The sequence below is a fragment of the Intrasporangium zincisolvens genome, assembly GCF_034724055.1.
Lineage (GTDB): Bacteria > Actinomycetota > Actinomycetes > Actinomycetales > Dermatophilaceae > Monashia > Monashia zincisolvens.
Window position 1 is genome coordinate 828561 of record NZ_JAWIIL010000001.1, and the last position, 18933, is coordinate 847493.

Annotated in this window: 17 protein-coding genes; 7 read left to right on the forward strand and 10 right to left on the reverse strand. The window is 73.3% G+C overall.

All coding sequences use genetic code 11. The features are described 5' to 3' along the window. Positions 1 to 9 precede the first annotated feature (9 nt). Positions 10 to 597: a DNA-3-methyladenine glycosylase I gene (locus tag RY076_RS03720; RefSeq protein WP_323096240.1), complete on the forward strand. Its 588-nt coding sequence runs from the start codon at positions 10 to 12 to the stop codon at positions 595 to 597. 9 nt (positions 598 to 606) lie between these two features. Here RY076_RS03720 and RY076_RS03725 read toward each other — a convergent pair whose 3' ends face one another. Then, a complete protein-coding gene (locus RY076_RS03725) occupies positions 607 to 2181 on the reverse strand; it encodes a phytoene desaturase family protein (protein ID WP_323096242.1) in 1575 nt (524 codons plus the stop codon). 150 nt (positions 2182 to 2331) lie between these two features. Beyond that, positions 2332 to 3426, reverse strand: a complete 1095-nt coding sequence (locus RY076_RS03730) for an SGNH/GDSL hydrolase family protein (protein ID WP_323096243.1) — start codon at positions 3424 to 3426, stop codon at positions 2332 to 2334. Between the two features lie 232 nt (positions 3427 to 3658). Between RY076_RS03730 and RY076_RS03735 the strand changes: the two genes are divergently transcribed. Further along, positions 3659 to 4351 carry a PH domain-containing protein gene (locus tag RY076_RS03735; protein WP_323096245.1) on the forward strand — a complete coding sequence of 231 codons (693 nt, stop codon included), beginning with the start codon at positions 3659 to 3661 and terminating at the stop codon, positions 4349 to 4351. A gap of 60 nt (positions 4352 to 4411) precedes the next feature. Beyond that, positions 4412 to 6154, forward strand: coding sequence for an AMP-binding protein (locus tag RY076_RS03740; RefSeq protein ID WP_323096247.1), 1743 nt, complete (start codon positions 4412 to 4414; stop codon positions 6152 to 6154). Positions 6155 to 6171: 17 nt separating this feature from the next. Here RY076_RS03740 and RY076_RS03745 read toward each other — a convergent pair whose 3' ends face one another. After that, entirely contained in the window at positions 6172 to 7887 is a 1716-nt protein-coding gene (locus tag RY076_RS03745; RefSeq protein WP_323096249.1) for a metallophosphoesterase family protein, read from the reverse strand. Positions 7888 to 8051: 164 nt separating this feature from the next. On the opposite strand from RY076_RS03745, the gene RY076_RS03750 reads away from it, so the two are divergent. The 3 genes from RY076_RS03750 to RY076_RS03760 are packed head-to-tail and all read left to right on the forward strand — an operon-like array spanning position 8052 to position 9498. Then, the gene (locus tag RY076_RS03750; RefSeq protein ID WP_323096250.1) at positions 8052 to 8276 is read left to right on the forward strand and encodes a hypothetical protein; all 225 of its coding nucleotides are present in this window, start codon (positions 8052 to 8054) and stop codon (positions 8274 to 8276) included. Between the two features lie 32 nt (positions 8277 to 8308). Next, a complete protein-coding gene (locus RY076_RS03755) occupies positions 8309 to 8992 on the forward strand; it encodes a histidine phosphatase family protein (protein WP_323096252.1) in 684 nt (227 codons plus the stop codon). 26 nt (positions 8993 to 9018) lie between these two features. Next, positions 9019 to 9498 carry a GNAT family N-acetyltransferase gene (locus tag RY076_RS03760; protein ID WP_323096254.1) on the forward strand — a complete coding sequence of 160 codons (480 nt, stop codon included), beginning with the start codon at positions 9019 to 9021 and terminating at the stop codon, positions 9496 to 9498. 18 nt (positions 9499 to 9516) lie between these two features. Here the strand turns inward: RY076_RS03760 and RY076_RS03765 are convergent, their stop codons facing one another. From RY076_RS03765 to RY076_RS03795, 7 genes are all read right to left on the reverse strand, one after another. After that, positions 9517 to 10167, reverse strand: coding sequence for a bacterial proteasome activator family protein (locus tag RY076_RS03765; RefSeq protein ID WP_323096256.1), 651 nt, complete (start codon positions 10165 to 10167; stop codon positions 9517 to 9519). A gap of 87 nt (positions 10168 to 10254) precedes the next feature. Continuing rightward, entirely contained in the window at positions 10255 to 13143 is a 2889-nt protein-coding gene (locus tag RY076_RS03770; RefSeq protein ID WP_323096257.1) for an FtsX-like permease family protein, read from the reverse strand. A 1-nt stretch (position 13144) separates the two neighbouring features. Next, the gene (locus RY076_RS03775) at positions 13145 to 13873 is read right to left on the reverse strand and encodes an ABC transporter ATP-binding protein (protein WP_413785726.1); all 729 of its coding nucleotides are present in this window, start codon (positions 13871 to 13873) and stop codon (positions 13145 to 13147) included. Beyond that, positions 13870 to 14490 carry a PadR family transcriptional regulator gene (locus RY076_RS03780; RefSeq protein ID WP_323096258.1) on the reverse strand — a complete coding sequence of 207 codons (621 nt, stop codon included), beginning with the start codon at positions 14488 to 14490 and terminating at the stop codon, positions 13870 to 13872. Before RY076_RS03780 ends, RY076_RS03775 begins: the two co-directional genes overlap by 4 nt. 91 nt (positions 14491 to 14581) lie before the next feature. Further along, a complete protein-coding gene (locus RY076_RS03785; RefSeq protein WP_323096259.1) occupies positions 14582 to 15193 on the reverse strand; it encodes a hypothetical protein in 612 nt (203 codons plus the stop codon). A 148-nt stretch (positions 15194 to 15341) separates the two neighbouring features. After that, positions 15342 to 16319, reverse strand: coding sequence for an NAD(P)H-quinone oxidoreductase (locus tag RY076_RS03790; protein ID WP_323096260.1), 978 nt, complete (start codon positions 16317 to 16319; stop codon positions 15342 to 15344). A 30-nt stretch (positions 16320 to 16349) separates the two neighbouring features. Then, positions 16350 to 17111, reverse strand: coding sequence for an IclR family transcriptional regulator (locus RY076_RS03795; RefSeq protein ID WP_323096261.1), 762 nt, complete (start codon positions 17109 to 17111; stop codon positions 16350 to 16352). Positions 17112 to 17223: 112 nt separating this feature from the next. Between RY076_RS03795 and hutH the strand changes: the two genes are divergently transcribed. After that, positions 17224 to 18819 (forward strand): histidine ammonia-lyase, encoded by a 1596-nt coding sequence (gene hutH / locus RY076_RS03800; protein WP_323096262.1) that lies wholly within the window; start codon positions 17224 to 17226, stop codon positions 18817 to 18819. Positions 18820 to 18933 lie beyond the last annotated feature (114 nt).

Genomic DNA, 18933 nt, shown 5'->3' on the forward strand with positions numbered 1-18933 from the left:
GTCGGCGCCATGACGGTCGTCGGAACTGACGGTCTGGCGCGCCCGGTGTGGGCCTCGTCGGACCCCCTGCTCATGGAGTACTACGACACCGAGTGGGGCATGCCGGTCCGCGACGAGGCCGGGCTCTACGAGCGCATCTGCCTCGAGGGCTTCCAGTCCGGGTTGTCGTGGGCCACCATCCTGCGCAAGCGGCCCCGCTTCCGAGAGGTCTTCGCCGGCTTCGACCCCGACGTCGTCGCCGGCTACACCGAGGCCGACGTCGAGCGCCTCCTCGGCGACGCCGGCATCATCCGCCACCGCGGCAAGATCCAGGCCGCGATCAGCAACGCGCGGGCCACCGTGGCGCTGCGCGAGGAGGGTGGTCTCGTCGACTTCGTGTGGTCGTTCCAGCCCACCGACACGCCACGCCCCAGCGACCACTCCGAGGTGCCGACCGTGTCCGACGAGAGCAAGGCCCTGTCGAAAGCCTTGCGCAAGAAGGGTTTCGCGTTCGTCGGGCCGACCACGATGTACGCACTGATGGAGGCCGTCGGCATCGTCGACACGCACCTGGTCAACAGCCACCGGCGCGCCAGCAGCGGCATCTGGCCCGCCTGACGCGTCGGGTCAGGCGCCGAGCACCGCGCGGGCCGCGTTGTGGCCCGGGATGCCGCTGACGCCGCCGCCGCGTCGGGCGCCGGCGCCCGCGAGCAGCAGCGACGCATGCGGCGTCTCGACGCCCCACGTGCCCACCTCGGCCTCGCGCTCGGCCCACGGCCACTGCAGCGAGCGGTGGAAGATGTTGCCGCCCGGCAGGCCGACCGACTGCTCGAGGTCGACGGGGCTCTTGACCTCGAGGCACGGGTTGCCGTCGCCGTCGCGCATGAGCACGTCCTCGATCGGCTCGGCGAGGACCGAGTCGAGGGAGCGCAGCGTCGCCTCGAGGGCCGCCCTCGTCGCGCCCGCGTTGTCCTCGCGGAAGAGCCGTGCCGGCAGGTGCAGGCCGAAGAGGGTCAGGGTCTGCGCGTCGGTCGCCGCGAGCTCGGGCCCGAGGATCGAGCGGTCGCTCAGGGTGTGGCAGTAGATCTCGCACGGCGGCAGCTCGGGCACCCGGCCCCCGGCGGCCGCGCCCCACGCGTCCTCGAGCTGGCGGTAGCCCTCGTTGATGTGGAAGGTGCCGGCGAACGCGGCACGCGGGTCCACGCCGGGCTCGCGCAGCCGCGGCAGGCGCGTCAGGAGCATGTTGACCTTGAGCTGCGCGCCCTCGACATCGTCCTCGGTGGGCACCGGGTCGGCGCCCGCGGCCGCGAGCAGCCGGTTGAGGACGGTGGGTGCGCACGCGGCGAGCAGCGTCGTGGCCCGGGCGCTGCCACCCGCGCTGCCGGCGTCGATGCCGCTGCCGCCGGCCCACGTGACCTCCCCGGTGGAGGGGTCGACGGACGTGACGTCGGCGCCGGTGATGATCGTCGCGCCGGCCTCGACCGCGGCCTTCGCCAGCGCGTCGGTGAGGGCGCCCATGCCGCCCACCGGCACGTCCCAGTCGCCGGTGCCGCCGCCGATGAGGTGGTAGAGGAAGCAGACGTTCTGGCGCAGGTCCTGCCCGCGCACCGAGGCGAACGTGCCGATGAGGGCGTCGGTGGCGATGATGCCGCGGAGGGTGTCGTCGTCGGTGACCGCTTCGACGAGCTCGCCGACCGGCCGGGTCGTCAGCGCGTCGAACAGCTCGGGGTCGCCGGAGAGGGTGCGCACGTCGTCACGCGACCGCAGCGGGTCGAGCACGGTCGGGAACACCTTCTCGGCGAGCGAGCCCATCCGGCCGTAGAAGTCGGTCCAGCCGGCGTACGCGGAGTCGCCGCCGGTGAGGGTGGCGAAGGCGGCCCGGGTGGCGTCGGCGTCGCCGTGGTCGACGAGCAGGCCGCGGTCGGGGTCGGCGGGGACCGGTGTGTACGAGGAGTACCGGCGGCGGATGAGGCGCAGGTCGAGGTCGAGGTCGGTGAGCACCTGCCGGGGCAGCAGCGACACGAGGTAGGAGTAGCGCGACAGGCGGGCGTCGACGCCGGGGAAGGCGCGGGCCGACACCGCGGCGCCGCCGACGTTCTCGCCCTTCTCGAGCACGAGCACCCGTCGGCCGGCGCGGGCGAGGTAGGCGGCGGCGGTCAGGCCGTTGTGGCCGGCCCCGATGACGATGTCGTCGTAGTGCACGCGCGCCACCCTAGCCACCGCGCCCGGTCGGGCAACAGGTCCCGCGACGGGTCAGGCACCCGACCCGCAACACACCGAGAAATCGCCAACCCCCACTGGAATAACCAGCAGGGGTTGGCAACTACTCGGTGTGTTGCGGGTGGCCTGGGGTCAGCGTGTCGTGGTGGAACCCGACGTCGTCCGGGCGTGCGCAGCGGCCTGGCGGGCGCTCCAGAGGCGGTCGGCGGCGTCGATGCTGGCCCGGCTCGACAGGTCGACCCCGGCCCGGCGCGCAGCGGCCTTCGCCTTCGCGGTCGTCAGGTCGGGCGCGCTGAACCGCTCGGGCGTGATGGTGCGGTCGACCGACGCGTACCGCGCGGCGTCGCGGGCCAGGGCCGGCCCCGACGCCTCGGCCCGGGCGAGCGCCGCCGCCGACGACAGGCGCACGGCGAGGCCGAAGGCGGGCTTGGTGACGACGGCGTAGCCGTCACGGTGGCCGGCGACGTTCGGGTGGTAGCTCTCGGTGACGGGGTTGGACAGGCCGTTGAGCCACTCGGGGCTGTCGCAGACCGCGTGCCCGACGAACCTCGAGGTCGGGTTGACGAAGGTGAAGCCCTTCGAGCCCGCGATGGAGGACGTCTTGCTGTTGAGCAGGTCGGCCGTGGCGTTGAGGCGGGTCTCCTCGGCGGGGCTGAACCACGTGAAGGCGTTGCAGTCCTCGCCGTTGAAGATGCGCGGGTAGCCGACGACGATGACCTTGGCGTTCGGGGCCTTCGAGCGGATCGAGCCGTAGAGCGTCGTGAGGCGCCCGGGCAGGGTGTTGTTGATGATGTTCTGCGCGCCGTCGATGGCGCCGTTGCAGTTGCTCATCCAGCCGGGCTGCGCGCACTCGGTGAGCACGTCGGCGAACCCGGCGTCGTTGCCGCCGACCGAGATGGTCACGTAGGCGGTGCTGCTCGACAGCGACGAGAGCTGGGTGTTCGTCACGTCGGCGACCGTGGCGCCCGAGCAGGCGCGGAAGGTCAGGGCGAGCCCCAGGCTCGACGCGTCGAGCGAGGGGTAGGCGTACACCGAGCGCTGGCACGAGGTGCCGTCGCTGATGTACGTGCGGGTGCCGGTGCCCGAGGAGTACGAGTCGCCGAGGGCGACGTAGCCCGCTCCGGCGGCGGACGCGGGCGCCCCGAGCGCCAGGGCGGTGGCTGCCGCGGTCAGGGCGATGACTCCGGCACCGGCGAGGCGGCGACCGAGGGAAGACCTGCTACTCACGACACACTCCTTCGTGGATCGATCACTGGGCAGAGCGCGGGCGTCGACCTGGTCCTCCGGCACCTCGTGTGCCCCTGATCACACGTCCACATCGGACGGTAGGGCCACGGGGTCGGCCCCGCGAGCCGAAGTGTCGCGGGCTCGCCCGGCGCCGAGCGCCTACGCTGACGGCAGGACTCGCTGCGCGCCCGTGCCAGCGACCGTGACAGCGACCGTGACCACAGGAGAACCGATGGGCTTCCCCGAGAACGTCCTCGCCCGGGGCGAGCAGGTCGAGCGCGACCTGCACCCGCACTGGCTGACCGTCGTCGGCCCGACGCTCGTCGGGCTCGTCCTCGCCGCCCTGTGCGTCCTCGCCGTCGCTGCGACGCCGAACGACGGCACGGGCAACACGATCCAGTGGGTCGCGGTCGGTGTGCTCGTCCTCGTCGCGGTCGTCGCCGTCGTCGTGCCGTACCTGCGCTGGCGCACGACGCACTACGTCATCACCTCGCACCGGGTCATGGTGCGCCGCGGCATCCTGACGAAGACCGGCAAGGACATCACGCTCTCGAAGATCACCGACGTCAGCTTCGAGCAGACCCTCCTCGACCGGCTCATCCGCTCCGGCTCGCTGCACATCGAGTCAGCGGGCGACAGCCCCGACGAGAACCTCCGCTACATCCCGCGCAGCAACGAGGTGCAGCAGCTCATCAACCGCCTCATCGACGAGGACGACCTCCGTCGCCGCGCCCACGGTCGCGGTGAGGTCGAGGACGCCTACGACGCCGGGTACGACGACGCGGCCTACGAGCGCGGCGCGACCTCCGTCGACGACACGCAGGTGATCCGCGAGGGCCGGCGCGACCGGCGCGACCCGCGCGACCGGCCCCCGCTCGCCGAGGAGCGCCGCCGCCCGGCGACCACCGACGACGACGCGTACTGACGCATCTCACACGCGTCCGCCCCCTTCTGGAGCGGGCGCGCGCGTGGCACAGTCGGACCCATGACCGACGCCACCGACGCCTACCGCGCCTCCCGCGACCAGCTGCTCGACCTGCGCGGTGACCACGCCCGCGCCGTCTCCGAGTTCGTCTGGCCCGAGCTCGGCGACCGGTTCAGCTGGGCCGTCGACTGGTTCGACGCCATCGCCCGCGGCAACGACAAGCCGGCGCTGACGATCGTCGAGGAGGACGAGTCGTCCGCCACGGTGAGCTTCGACGAGATGGCCAGGAGGTCCGACCGGGTCGCAGCGTGGCTCGGCTCGCTCGGTGTCGGCCGGGGCGACTCGGTCGTGCTCATGCTCGGCAACCAGGTGGAGCTGTGGGAGACGATGCTCGCCGTCATGAAGCTCGGCGCCGTCATCGTGCCGACGACCACGGCGGTCGGGCCCGGCGACCTCGCCGACCGCATCGAGCGGGTGCAGGCCCGTGCCGTCGTGACGAACGCGTCGGAAGTGCACAAGCTCGACGACCTGCCCGGGGACTACGTGCGGGTGGCCGTCGGCGCCGACCCGGCCGGCGGCACGCTGGAGGGCTGGCACGCGTACGCGGACGCGCACGCGTCCGACGCCGGGCCCGCGCCGCACCCGGGCACCGGCCCTGAGGACCGGCTGCTGCTCTACTTCACGTCGGGCACGACGAGCCGGCCCAAGCTCGTCGAGCACACCCAGCGCTCCTACCCGGTCGGTCACCTGACGACGACCTACTGGATCGGCCTGCGGCCCGGCGACGTGCACCTCAACATCAGCAGCCCGGGGTGGGCCAAGCACGCGTGGTCCTCGTTCTTCGCGCCGTGGATCGCCGAGGCGACGATCTTCGTGTACAACTACGCCCGCTTCGACGCCGCCGCCCTGCTCCGCGTGCTGCGCGAGCACGATGTCACCTCGATGTGCGCGCCGCCGACCGTGTGGCGGATGCTCATCAAGAGCGACCTGAGCGGCGGCTCCGGCGCGCTGCGCGAGGTCATCGGCGCGGGCGAGCCGCTCAACCCGGAGGTCATCGCGCAGGTCGAGAAGGCGTGGGGCCTGACGATCCGCGACGGCTACGGCCAGACCGAGATGACCCTCTCGGTGGGCAACACCCCGGGGTCGGTGGTCAAGCCCGGCTCGATGGGGCGGCCACTGCCCGGCTACCCGGTCGTCGTCGTCGACCCGGTCACGAACGAGCCTGTCACCGAACCGGATCCGGACGGCAACCGCGAGGGCGAGATCTGCCTCGACCTGTCGCAGCGGCCCGTCCCGCTCATGACCGGCTACCAGGGCGACGAGGTGCGCAACGCCGAGGCGATGGCCGGCGGTTTCTACCACACGGGCGACGTCGCGTCGGTCGACGCCGAGGGCTACATCTCCTTCGTCGGGCGCACCGACGACGTGTTCAAGGCCAGCGACTACAAGATCAGCCCGTTCGAGGTCGAGTCGGTCCTCATCGAGCACCCCGCCGTCGCCGAGGCCGCCGTGGTGCCCTCGCCCGACCCGGTGCGCCTCGCCGTGCCCAAAGCCTACGTCGCGCTCGCCCCCGGGCACGAGCCGGATGCCGAGACGGCGCGCTCGATCCTCGCCCACGCCCGCGCGAAGCTGGCGCCATGGCAGCGCGTGCGCCGCATCGAGTTCTACGAGCTGCCCAAGACGATCTCGGGCAAGATCCGACGCGTCGAGCTGCGCGGGCGCGAGAACGACCTCGACGCGTCGGGCGCGGCCCAGCCCGAGAACGAGTGGCGCGACGACCAGTTCCCCGACCTCAAGGGCTGAGCCTCAGCGGCTGAGCCTCAGGGGATGAGCTGGGGCGGGAGCGTCACCGTCGAGGTCGTCGGCGCCGGTGTGGCCGGCGTCGTCGCCCCACCCGGGGCGGTCGTCGCGCCGGCGCCCTCGGGAGCCGGCGCCGGCAGCGTCCGCAGCGTCGTGTCGTCGATGCGTCCGCACGTGCGCTTGGCCGGCGTCGTCTCGCCCGGCTGCGGCGTCGTCTTGTCGGGCTCGTAGGAGTCGACCCGACTGCCGCTGATGACCTCGACGCTGTCGTAGGCCGGACGGCCCTCGAGCAGGTTGCGGAAGGTGTAGCGGGTCAGCGAGTTGAGCTCGCACGCGTTGCCGAACGCGAGGATGTCGAAGGCGTACGGCTGGCCGTTGAGCTCCTGGCCCTGACCCTCCGCGTAGTGGGCGACGACGCCGCCGCCGGTGAAGGTGCCCACCTGGATCCGGTTGCCGTCGAGCTTCGGGGTGTGCATGTGCCCGTTGACGAGGATGCGGCCCTTGTCGATGCCCTGCGTCGCGTACGGCTCGTGCGCGACGACGACGTCGGGCTCGGGCTGGTCGGCCATCGTCGCGTTGTAGCGGTCGACGGAAGGCTTCTCCTTGCCGACGGGGTCCTGGTTGTCGTCGCCGAAGTAGCGCGGGTCGTTGAAGCCGGTGATGCGCAGGCCGTGGAACGACAGCTCGCGCAGCGCGCCCTCGGCGTCCTCGAGCAGCACGACGTTGGGGATGCGGCCCAGCCGTGCCACGAGGGCGCGGTCGGTCGGCGAGGACTGGTCGTGGTTGCCGCTGACGAACACGTACGGCACACCGAGGCCCTGGATCGACCGGAAGATCCCGGCCGCCTCGGCCTCCTGCACCCGGCCGAAGTTGATGAGGTCGCCGCTGTCGATGACGGCGTCGATGCCCTCCTCCTCGACGATCGTCTTCATCAGCGCGTACTGGTTGGCGCCGTGGATGTCGGACACGAGCAGGATGCGGGCCGACACCGGCTCGTTGACGCTGCCCTGCACGTACTTCTGCTGCAGCGCCTGCGTTACGGCGAGCAGGTTGCGGAAGTACGGCGTGACCTGCGCGGCCCGCGCCTCGACGTCGGCGAGGAGGCCCGCGTTGCGCTGCACGACGCCGAGCACGCCGGTGGTGCGGTACTCGGCGAACCGCGTCGGCTGGTAGGTCAGGGCGATGCCGCCGAACGTGGTGACGAGCGCGACGGCCATCGCCGACGCGACGAACGCGACGTGGTGGCGGCGGGTGGTGCGCTGGCGCATGTAGTGCGACGCGAGCGACAGCAGGACGGCGATGGCGAGCGCGCCGAGGAGGAAGCGGATGCCGACGCCGACGGCGGCCTGGGTGATGGCCGAGGAGATCTCCTCGCCCGAGGGCTGCAGCGACCGGATGTCGACGTTGGGCCGGGTGAAGAGGTTGGTGATCTCCTCGCGGACGGCGACCTGCACGTCGAGCCCGGGCGCGATGATCGGCGAGGCGAACGCGACGTCGACGTCGCCGATGATCGTGGGGGAGTGCAGGACCGGCGTGTGCCGCGGGATCGGGTCGAGGCGCAGGACCGCCCGGTACTGAGACGTCTCGACGACGGTGGGCGCGAGGTTCGTCGCGGCGACCCCGCCGAGGTAGCAGGCCGCGAGGACGGCGACCCACTTGAGCACGTGCGAGCCCCGGCGCAACCAGGGGTTGTCGCCGGACCTGAGGTTCCGCACGAGGTCCCGCACGTGTCGCACCGTTTCACCCTAACTGCCCGACGCGTCCGGCCCTGTGACGTGCCCTCTTTCGGGCGAACGGCGCTGGTGCGGCGAAGTGTCCGGCTGAACTCCGACGCGCCGACACCGCGGCGGCACCGCGCGTTCACCTGCGCCTGCTGCCATCGGGGCGGAAGGGAGGAGCCATGGGTCCAGCTGCTCGCCGCCACGTCGTCGTGGTCCTGCTCGTCGCGTACGTCCTGCTGCTCCTCTTCGGCCAACGGGTGCTCGGCAGTGGTGCCGGGGTCGCCGTGCTCGTCGGCAGCTTCGTCGTCGGGTTCGCCTGGCTGCTCCTCCTCGTTGCGCCGTGGGCCGCCCGTGGGCGACCGCGCCCGCAGGCCGGTGTCAGGGGCGCCCGCCCGCGTCCCTGATCAGCCGCCTTCGCGGCCCTAGGGTGGGGGGCGTGGGTGTCGAGCACCGGCCGAACCGGATCATCCTCGTGCGTCACGGCGAGTCCCTCGCCAACGTCGACGACACGATCTACGAGACGGTGCCCGACCACCGGATCGGCCTGACCGCCAAGGGGATCGAGCAGGCGCAGGCCACCGGCGCCGCCGTCCGCACGATCCTCGACGGCGACCGCGTCGACGTCTACGTCTCGCCGTACCTGCGCACCCGCCAGACGCTCGAGGCGATGGCCCTCCCAGTCGCCGACCGGGACGTCCGCGTGGAACCCCGTCTGCGAGAGCAGGACTGGGCCAACTTCCAGGACCCCGCCGACATCGCCGAGCAGAAGGCGCTGCGCGACCGCTACGGCCACTTCTACTACCGGTTCACCCACGGCGAGTCAGGGTCGGACGTCTACGACCGCGTCTCGACCTTCCTCGAGTCGATGTTCCGCAACTTCGAGACCCAGCACGCGCCGGGCGAGGTCGTCATCGTGACGCACGGCCTGACGGTGCGCCTGTTCTGCATGCGCTGGTTCCACTGGAGCGTCGAGTACTTCGAGTCGCTCGAGAACCCGGGCAACGCCGAGGCCGTCGTGCTGTCCCGGCAGCCCGACTTCCGGTACCGGCTCGAGCGCCCGTTCCGCCAGTGGGACGCGTCGGTCAACCCGACCGAGCGCGAGCGCTCCTCCTGGCTCTGACGCGTCGGTGCCCTAGGGTCGGCGGGGTGCCGGTGCTGCGAGACCTGACCCTTGGCGACCTCGACGACCTGCTCGTCGTGCAGCGCGAGGGGGCGGTGGCCGGGATGGGCCATTTCTTCCCGCAGGAGACCTACCCGTTCCCGACCGAGCGCATCCGCGAGCGGTGGGCGCGTGAGGTCGAGGGCCCCGACGTCGAGTGCTTCGCCGTCGTGGAGGACGGTCGGCTCCGCGGGTTCGCGGCCCTGCGCGGCGCCGAGCTGCTCCACTTCGGCACCGCCGTGGACACGTGGGGGACGGGCCTGGCCGGGCGGGCCCACGACGAGCTGCTCGACCGGCTCCGGGCGGCCGGCCATGCCGAGGCGTCGCTGCGCGTCTTCGACGAGAACGCGCGGGCCGTGCGGTTCTACGCCCGACGCGGGTGGGTCGCCACCGACGTCACGTCGCGCTCGTCGTTCGCCCCGTTCCCGGTGCTCCGACGCCTCGAGCGTCGGCTCGACGACGCCTGAACGCCGCGCGTCAGGGCGTCAGAGGTACTGGCCGGTGGGACCGGGGTCGCCGGCCTCGGACGGGTGCGGGCCGTCCTGCGGGTGCAGGCCGGGCGGCGTGCCGTAGGACGCGCCGGGGCCGGGCGGCAGGGCGCGCATCTGCTGCAGCTGCTGCTGCGCGGCCATCTGCTGGGCCACGAGCGCCGTCTGGATCCCGTGGAAGAGGCCCTCGAGCCAGCCGACGAGCTGCGCCTGGGCGATCCGCAGCTCGGCGTCGCTCGGCTCGCCGTCACGGAACGGCAGGGCGATCCGGTCGAGCTCGGCGACGAGCTCGGGGGCGAGGCCGTCCTTGAGCTCCTCGATCGAGCGGTGGTGGATGTCGGCGAGCCGACGGCGGCCGGCGGCGTCGAGCGGTGCGTTCCGCACCTCCTCGAGCAGCTGCTTGATCATCGAGCCGATGCGCATGACCTTGGCCGGCTCCTCGACGAGGTCGGCCGGGTTCGTCGGCTCGCGGTCCTCGCGGTCGTGGCCGCGACGCTCGCCGGAACCGTCCGACGCGTCGTCGACCGGCGTGGCGGAGACGCCCATGCCGTCGGGGGTCACGACGACGACGCGCTGCTCGTCGACCGCCGCGACCGAGTCGCTGCCCGGGTCCGGGCTCGAGCTCGTGGTCGCCGCGTCGTCACTCATGCCGACCATCCTGCCTCACGGCCACGGGGTGGGGCCCGCGCGTCCCCCGTCGGTTCGCGCGGGCCCCGGTCCATGGGGGCGGGCCGCTCAGGTCGTGCGGCGCACGACGGTGGGCGCACGACGGATCGACACCCACGCGAGCGCCCCGGCCACGACAGGCACGAGGACGACCGGTAGCAGCACCTGGAGCCACGGCACGTCGAGGGAGCCGGGCAGTATCGGCCGGGCGTCCTCGGTGATCCGGGTCAGGACGACGCGGGCGAGCCCGAGCCCGGGAGCGAGCCCGACGAGCAGCCCGAGCACCGCGCCGAGCAGGCCGAGGTAGAGCGCCTGCGAGCCCGCCAGGGCCCGTCGGGTCCGGCGCGTCGCACCGACTGCCGCGAGCGTGCCGAGCAGAGGCGCGTTCTCGGCCTGGCTCAGGGCGGTCGCGATCAGGGTGGCCGCGAGGATGATGAGCCCGATGACGCCGAAGACCACGAGGAGAGCCACCGTGTCGTCACGCTGGTAGCCCCGTTCCACGACGAGGTGCGCATCGTTCTGCACGGCGCGGATCGCGTCGTTGACGCGCGACTCCACGTCGGGGCTGATGCCACCGTCTGCGCGGACCAGGAGCGTCGACGATACGGGGGCCAGGCCCATCCGCTCTGCGGTGGCGGGGGTGAGGATCACGGCACCCGTGCTGTAGAGCAGCGTCGTGCGTCGCCACTGCTCCCGCGTCAGGTGCACCACCGGCAGCCGAACGGTCGCGACCTCGGCCGCACTCGGGGTGCGCCAGGCCCCGGACGGCTCCAGCCGGACGCGCCACCGGGCCAACGTCGCGCTGCCGTCGCTCTCGTCGAGCAGGACGGGGCGCGCGTGGTCGATGTCGGGCGCCGTGGTGTATGGCGCGGGCGACGTCAGCCCAGCCACCGCTGCCGGGTCGACGACGGCCACGGCTCCGGCTGCGAGCGCGTCGTGCTGGGACGGCGTGAGGTCGACGAAGGCGTCGAGCTGCTCCAGCGATGCCGTCTGGAGCGACGCGCCGCCGACCATGTCCCGGCTGAAGGAGGCGATCGTCTGGCACCGCGTGTCCGGGGGCGGGGTGGCCACGTTACCGCCCACCGGCTGCGGCAGCGTCTGCGCAAGAGAGCAGCCCGGACGCTGGGCGGCGACGACGGTGCTGCCGTCGTGCAGGTCCCACGCGGTGAGGTCGCGCAGCACCAAGGTGTGCAGCTCGGGGGCGGTCTGCCGGACAGCCCCGGCGAGCTCGTCGACCCGGGTGTCCGCCAGGCCGCTCTGCACGCGCGCCAGGCCCTCCGGCTGCATCGCCGTGTAGTCACGGGCGGCGCGGATCGTGTCGGCCTGCATCCCGATGCAGACCACGGTGAGGGCCGACGCCCCGGCCATGATGGCCGCGACGGTCGGGGTGGCCCGTCCACGCTGCCGGCCGGCCTCGCGCGCCGCCATCCGGACCGGGAGCGGTAGAAGGTGCGCCACGCGGGCGACGAGCGACAGGACGAGCGGGACGATGAGCAGGGAACCGACCACGATGGCGAGCGAACCGCCGCCGAAGACGAGGAACTCCAGCTGCGGCCGCACGTAGGAGGCCCAGGTGACCGTGGCGGCTCCGGCGACCACGAGGAGCGCCCCCGCGACGGGCACCCGCCGGCGCAGACGCGGCGACACGCTCTGCCCGCGCAGGACCGACACGATGTCGAGGCGTCCGAGCCCCCGGCTCGGCAGCACCGCGGCCACGACCGAGCTGACGACTGCGGCCAACGCGACGAGCGCCACAGCCGGCCACGGCACCTCGAGCGGGCCGAAGAACAGGTCGGGCCGCACGAGACGCGTCGCGAGGACCGTGCCGACCCCGCCGCCGACGCCGACGGCCGCGCCGACGGCGGCGGACAGGACGCCGAGCACGAGCGCCTGCGCGAGCACGGTGCGGCGCAGCTGGCGGGTGGTGGCGCCGTTCGACGCGGCGAGGGCGAGCGTGCGCCGCTGCCGGGCCGCGCCGACGGCGAAGGCCGGGCCGGCCAGCAGCGTCGTCAGGACGACCAGCCCCAACGCTGCCAGCACGATGACGAGCGTCGTGGTGCTCGGTCCACTGGTGGACGCGTCGGGGTTGGCGCGCGTCATCGTCTCGGGGTGCTCGGCGACGTAGCGGCTGAACACTCCGATGCCGTAGGTGTTGAGCCGCTCGACCTCGCCCCAGGTGATCGGTCGGTCACGGTCGACGAGCCAGCCGCGCGAGGCGTAGTCGGACGCCACGGCGGTCGTGACGAGGTCGCCGGCCTGGATCGAGCCGGCGCCCTGCGCATCGAAGCCCCGGCCGACGCCGACGATCGTCACGACGCGTTCGGGCAGCTCGCCGGCGGAGCCGAGGGCGCGCACCCCGACCGTGCCTGACGCCGGCAGCCCTTTCTCGATCCCGTCGGGGGTGACGATCGCCTCGTCCGGGCCGGTCGGCCACCGCCCGGACGCGAGGGACGCCCGCGGCGCCAGGACGCCCGGGTCCGAGACGTCAGCACCGATCGCGAGTCCGGAGATGAAATGGCGGTCGACCCGGAACGTCGTCGGGGCGGACGACACCGCGATGGCCCGAGCACCGAGCAGGGCCGCCATCGCGGGTCCCTCCGCCCGGTCGACGAGGCCCGGGACCGGCCGGGACCGCGGCGGCTCCGGGGTGTCCCAGTTGACCTGCGACATCGGGTCCAGGAGCTGGCGCAGCTGCACCGGTTGGGGCGCCATGACGTAGCCCTGGCTCGACCCGAGCTGGAACGGCAGCCGCTCCGACGCGTCAAGGTCGTCGCTGAACCACAGCGTGGTCGAGGCGGTGAGGAGCAGGACGGGCAGGCCGACCATGATGACGACGAGGAGGCTGCGACCACGGTGGCGGCGGACGTCGCGGCGCGCCATCCGCAGCGACACGCGCCAGCTCGAGCGCCAGCGGTCGAGGCGGCTCGCGTCGCGGCCGCCCACCCCTGTCGTGCCCACCTCAGCGGGCCTCTGCGAGAAGGGACTCCGCGCTGTCGGCGGACCCGGTCTCGTCGACGATGACGCCGTCGCGCAGGAACACGACGCGGTCGGCCCAGGCGGCGTGCCGGGCCTCGTGGGTGACGAGCAGGCCCGCAGCACCGGCGTCGCAGCGCTGCCGCAGCAGCTTGAGGACGCCCTCGCCGGTGTGCGAGTCGAGGGCTCCGGTGGGTTCGTCGGCGAGCACGAGCGTCCGCTCGCCGACGAGGGCACGGGCGATCGCGACGCGCTGCTGCTGGCCACCGGACATCTGGTCGGGGTAGCGGTCGGCCAGCTCGCGCAGCTTCAGCTGGTCGAGCGCGTCGAGGGCCTGCGTGCGGGCGCGCCGCACCGACCAACCGTCGAGCTCCAGCGGCAGGCCGATGTTCTCGGCGGCCGTGAGGCTCGGGATGAGGTTGAGGTCCTGGAAGACGAAGCCGATGGACCGGCGGCGCAGCGCCGCGAGGCCCGACGCGTCGAGCGAGGCGACGTCGACGCCCTGCACGACGACGCGTCCGGAGGTCGCGCGGTCGAGGCCGCCGGACAGGTTGAGCAGGCTCGACTTGCCGGAGCCGGACGGGCCCATGACGGCGACGAGCTCGCCGCGGGCCACCGTGAGCGAGGCGTGGCTCAGGGCGACGACCTCGGTCTCGCCGGAGCCGTGCACCCGGGAGACGTCGTCGAGGACGAGGACGGGAGCGTCGGTGGTCACGACCGGGCCCCCTTCCCGGCGGGAGCGGCGTCGGGCGTGCCGGACGCGGCGACGTCGGTACCTGCGTCCTCCCGGCGTCGGAGCGAGGCCGGGGGCATCCGGGTGATCGTGGCCTCGACGTGGTCGAGCCAGCGCACCTCGGACTCTGCGGCGAAGAGGAGGTTCTCGAGGACGAGCAGCCAGGCGAGGTCGTTCGCGTCGGGCTCGTCGCTCGCGCGGCTCTTGAGGCGGGTGAGGTCGCGCAGGTGCCGCAGCGTCGCGGTGCGCTGCGTCTGCACGACGCGTGGGACGTCGACGCCGGGGGAGGTGACGGCGAGCGCGAGCTTGATGACGAGCTCGTCGCGCGGCGTCGAGTCGCGGTCGACCGGGGTCAGCCACCACGACGCGGTGGCCTCGCGGCCGGCGTCGGTGAGCCGGTAGGCGATGCGGCCCTCGTCGTCGGCACCCCCGACGGCCTCGACGAGACCGTCGCGCTCGAGCCGCGCGAGGGTCGTGTAGACCTGCCCGACGTTGAGCGGCCACGTGCCGCCGGTGCGTGCCTCGAACTCGCTGCGCAGCCGGGCGCCGTACATCGGCTCCTCGGCGAGCAGTGCGAGCAGTCCCTGCTTGACGGACATCTCCGCCTCCCCTGAATACTCGGTATCCCCTGTGGTGGGAGCGAATGTATACCGAGTATCAGGGGTGCGCAAGGAGGCGCAGGAGGCGCGGTCAGCGGGCTCCGGCCGTGGCGAACCACGGGTGGTGGAGGTCGTGGTAGCTGACGTCGGTCATGAGCGAGGACATCTCGTCCATCATCTGCTGCCCGTCGGGCGGGGGCGCCTGGGCCTCACCCTCGCGCGCCGCGCCCTCGGTCGTGAACGCGATGGTCTGGGTGAAGAAGCCGTTGCCGTCGATGGCGATGGTGCCGCCGATGATCTCGGGCCGCATCTCGTGCAGCCGGTCCATCGGCTGCTCCATCATGTGCCGGAACCGGTCGGCGTCGCTGAGCTGGCCCTGGATCACCTGGACGAAGCCGGCGTCGTCACGGCCGCCGTCGAGCATCATCGTCACGTCGTCGCAGTCGTGGAAGGTGACGTCGCCGTCGAACAGCTTCGACGTCTCCTGCCACCACGCGCCCTGCTCCGCGCGGTTCGAGTTCTGCTCGGCCGCCTCCTTGGAGTCGAAGCGGACGACGCCGACGAACTCGCCGTCGTCGGTGACGCCGTACGTGCCGCCGAGCCAGCCGGACGCGCCCGGCTCGATCTCCTCACGCCACCGGTCCATCTGCCGGTGGAGGGCGTCGGCGTCGGAGCACCTGCCCTGGATGACCTGGATGAACACCTGGTGACCTCCCGTCGGTCGGGGGCCGCTTCCTGGCGAAGTGGTCCACCTGTCGACGGTACGCCGGGGCGGCGCGGGCGTCACTGGGACGAGTCGGACTCGGCTGGATCGTCCCGCGGCCCCCGGCAGGCCTGCGGCGGGCGGTCGCTCAGGTGGTGAGCAGCACCTTGCCGATGTGCCCCGACGCCTCGAGCTCGCGGTGCGCGTCGGCGGCCTGCTCGAGCGGGAACCGGCCGTGGATGACGGGACGCACGACGCCGGACTCGACGAGCGGCCAGACGTGCTCGCGGACGGCGGCGACGATGGCCGCCTTCTCCGTGGCCGGTCGGGCGCGCAGGCTCGTCGCGATGACGGCGCCGCGCTTGGCGAGCAGCTGGCCGAGGTCGAGCTCGCCCGTGCGGCCGCCCTGCAGTCCGATGGTGACGAGCCGCCCGTTGACGGCGAGCACGTCGACGTTGCGGGCCAGGTACTTCGCGCCCATGTTGTCGAGGATGACGTCGGCGCCGTGGCCGTTCGAGCCGGCCCTGACCTCCTCGACGAAGTCCTGCTCCTTGTAGTTGACGAGCACCTCGGCACCGAGCTCGCGGCACGCGTCGAGCTTGGCCTGCGACCCGGCGGTGACGGCGACGTGGGCGCCGACGGCCTTGGCCAGCTGGATCGCCATGGTGCCGATGCCCGAGCTGCCCCCGTGGACGAGGAGCCACTGGCCGGGCTGGATGTTCGCGGTGAGGAAGACGTTGGACCACACGGTGCACGCGACCTCGGGCAGGCCCGCCGCGTCGACGAGGTCGACGCCGCGCGGCACCGGGAGCAGCTGCCCCGCAGCGACGACGACCTGCTCGGCGTAGCCGCCGCCCTCGAGCAGCGCGCAGACCTCGTCGCCGACCGACCAGCCGGTGACGCCCTCGCCGAGCGCGGCGACGCGTCCGCTGACCTCGAGACCGGGCAGCTCGCTCGCGCCCTTGGGCGGCGGGTAGTGGCCCATCCGCTGCATGACGTCGGCGCGGTTGACGCCGGCGGCGACGACGTCGACGAGCACCTGGCCGGGCCCGGCCACCGGGGCGGGCATGTTGGCGGGGACGAGGGCGTCGGCGTCTCCGAACTCGGGGAGCGTGATGGCGCGCATGGTGTCGAGCCTAGCGACGCGGCGGCGGCGTCAGCGGGCCGGGCTGAGGCGCCGGGCGACGTCGTCGGCCGCCGACCTGGCGCGCGCGACGAGGTCGGCGACGTGCTCGGGCGAGCCCTCGGCGGTGCGGAAGGTGACGGCGATGGCCGCCAGGGGGCGCCCCCCGCGGCCGAGGACCGGCACGGCGACCGAGGACAGGTCGGGTGTCACCGTGCCCTCCTCCCGGGCGTGGCCGTCGGCGCGCGCACGCGTGAGAACACTCCTCAGCTCCGCGAGCGAGCGGGGCCCGGTGCCGTGCCGCTGCGCGAAGGCCGCGCGGTCGGGGTAGAGGGCCCGCACCTGGGTGCCGGGCAGCGCGGCGAGCATCGCGAGGCCCGAGGCCGTGAGGTGGGCCGGCAGGCGCACCCCGACATCGGTGACGAGCATCGGCTGGCCGGGCGCGCGCTCCTCCAGCAGGTAGATGACGTCGCGGCCGTCGAGCGTCGCGAAGTGGGCGTTGCGCCCGGACCGGTCGACGAGGCGTCGCATCGGGCCTCGGGCGACGCGGGCGAGCGGCGCCTGGCGCTGGTAGGCCGACCCGAGCTCGTACGCGGCCTGGCCCAGCCCGTAGCGACGCTCCTCGACGTAGTGCGTCACGTAGCCGCGCTCGAGGAGCACCTTGAGCAGGTGGTAGACCGAGCTGCGGGGCAGGCCGAGGTCGCGGGCGATCGAGGCCGCGGGCACCGGCTCGGCGTGGCGCGACAGGTGCTCGAGCACGTCGAGCGCGTTGGCGGCGGCCGGGGCGTTCGACACGCGTCCACCACCTCCTTCGGCCCGGGTGCGAAGTCGGCGAACGTCTCGCATCCGAGACGATTGTGCTCCCCGGAACGCGTTCGCACCAGTCGGGACGCGGTTCCATGGAGCCATGAACGCAGCGCTGCCCGGCACCCCCTCGCTCGCCCCCGCCCCGGTGTCCGCCGACCTCACCGTCACCGTCGGCACCGGACCGCTCACCATCGACGAGGTCGTCGCCGTGGCCCGCCACGGGGCGCGCGTCGAGCTCTCGGAGGAGGCGCAGGCCGAGATCGCGCGCAGCCGCTCCGTCGTCGAGGCGCTGGCCGACGACCCGATCCCGCACTACGGCGTGTCCACCGGCTTCGGCGCCCTCGCGACGCGGCACATCCCCACCGACCTGCGCGCCCAGCTGCAGCGCTCCCTCGTGCGCTCGCACGCCGCCGGAACCGGCGACGAGGTCGAGCGGGAGGTCGTGCGCGCCCTCATGCTGCTGCGCCTGTCGACCCTCGCCACGGGCCGAACGGGCGTCCGCCTCGAGACAGCGCGTGCCTACGCAGGGGTGCTGTCCGCCGGCATCACGCCCGTCGTGCACGAGTACGGCTCGCTCGGGTGCTCGGGCGACCTCGCCCCGCTGTCGCACTGCGCGCTCGCCGTCATGGGTGAGGGCCCGGTCCGCCTCGCCGACGGCACCCTGACCGACGCCGCGGCTGCCCTGCGCGACAACGGGATCGAGCCGATCGTCCTCGCCGAGAAGGAGGGCCTGGCTCTCATCAACGGCACCGACGGCATGCTCGGCATGCTCTGTCTCGCCATCGACGACCTGCGCCACCTGCTGAAGGTGGCCGACGTGTCCGCAGCCATGAGCGTCGAGGGCCTGCTCGGCACCGACGACGTCTTCGCCGCGGACCTCCACGCGCTGCGCCCGCACCCGGGCCAGGCTGCCGCCGCCGCGAACATCCTTGCGGTCATGGCGAGCTCGCCGATCCGCGAGTCGCACCGCACCGAGGAGTGCACCCGCGTGCAGGACGCGTACTCGCTGCGCTGCGCGCCCCAGGTGCACGGCGGCGCCCGGGACACCGTCGAGCACGCCGTCCGCGTCGCGTCGGCCGAGCTCGCCTCCGCCGTCGACAACCCCGTCGTGACGCCGGACGGACGCGTCGAGTCCAACGGCAACTTCCACGGCGCCCCGGTCGCCTACGTCCTCGACTTCCTCGCGATCGTCGCCGCCGACGTCGCCTCGATGGCCGAGCGGCGCACGGACCGCTTCCTCGACGCCGCCCGCAACCACGGGCTGCCGCCGTTCCTGGCCGACGACCCCGGCGTCGACTCCGGCCTCATGATCGCCCAGTACACGCAGGCCGCCATGGTCTCGGAGATGAAGCGCCTCGCCGTCCCGGCGTCCGTCGACTCCATCCCGAGCTCGGCCATGCAGGAGGACCACGTGTCGATGGGCTGGTCGGCCGCGCGCAAGCTGCGCCGGTCGGTCGACGCGCTCGGCCGCGTCCTCGCCGTCGAGCTGCTCACGGCCGCCCGTGGCATCCAGCTGCGCGCCCCGCTGACCCCGGCCCCCGCGTCGGCCGCCGCCATCGCCGCGCTCGACGCGGTCGCCACGACGGCCCCGGGCCCCGACCGTTTCCTCGCGCCCGACATCGAGGGCGCCCACACCGCGGTGGTCGACCGCTCGGTCCTCGCCGCCGTCGAGGCCGTCACCGGCCCCCTCAGCTGACCCTCACCCCGCCGACCCCAAACCCCCCAACCGTCGAGAGGCCACGTTCGGTGGTCTCGATGAGGTCGAAAGGCCACCAGAGGTGGCCACTCGACCGCCAAGAGGCAACCAAAC

Bases quoted from the DNA above. Each gene is read 5' to 3' on its own strand.
- RY076_RS03720 (WP_323096240.1), top strand. From the start codon at position 10: ATGACGGTCGTCGGAACTGACGGTCTGGCGCGCCCGGTGTGGGCCTCG.
- RY076_RS03735 (WP_323096245.1), top strand. From the start codon at position 3,659: ATGGGCTTCCCCGAGAACGTCCTCGCCCGGGGCGAGCAGGTCGAGCGC.
- RY076_RS03740 (WP_323096247.1), top strand. From the start codon at position 4,412: ATGACCGACGCCACCGACGCCTACCGCGCCTCCCGCGACCAGCTGCTC.
- RY076_RS03750 (WP_323096250.1), top strand. From the start codon at position 8,052: ATGGGTCCAGCTGCTCGCCGCCACGTCGTCGTGGTCCTGCTCGTCGCG.
- RY076_RS03765 (WP_323096256.1), bottom strand. From the start codon at position 10,167: ATGAGTGACGACGCGGCGACCACGAGCTCGAGCCCGGACCCGGGCAGC.
- RY076_RS03780 (WP_323096258.1), bottom strand. From the start codon at position 14,490: ATGTCCGTCAAGCAGGGACTGCTCGCACTGCTCGCCGAGGAGCCGATG.
- RY076_RS03790 (WP_323096260.1), bottom strand. From the start codon at position 16,319: ATGCGCGCCATCACGCTCCCCGAGTTCGGAGACGCCGACGCCCTCGTC.
- hutH (WP_323096262.1), top strand. From the start codon at position 17,224: ATGAACGCAGCGCTGCCCGGCACCCCCTCGCTCGCCCCCGCCCCGGTG.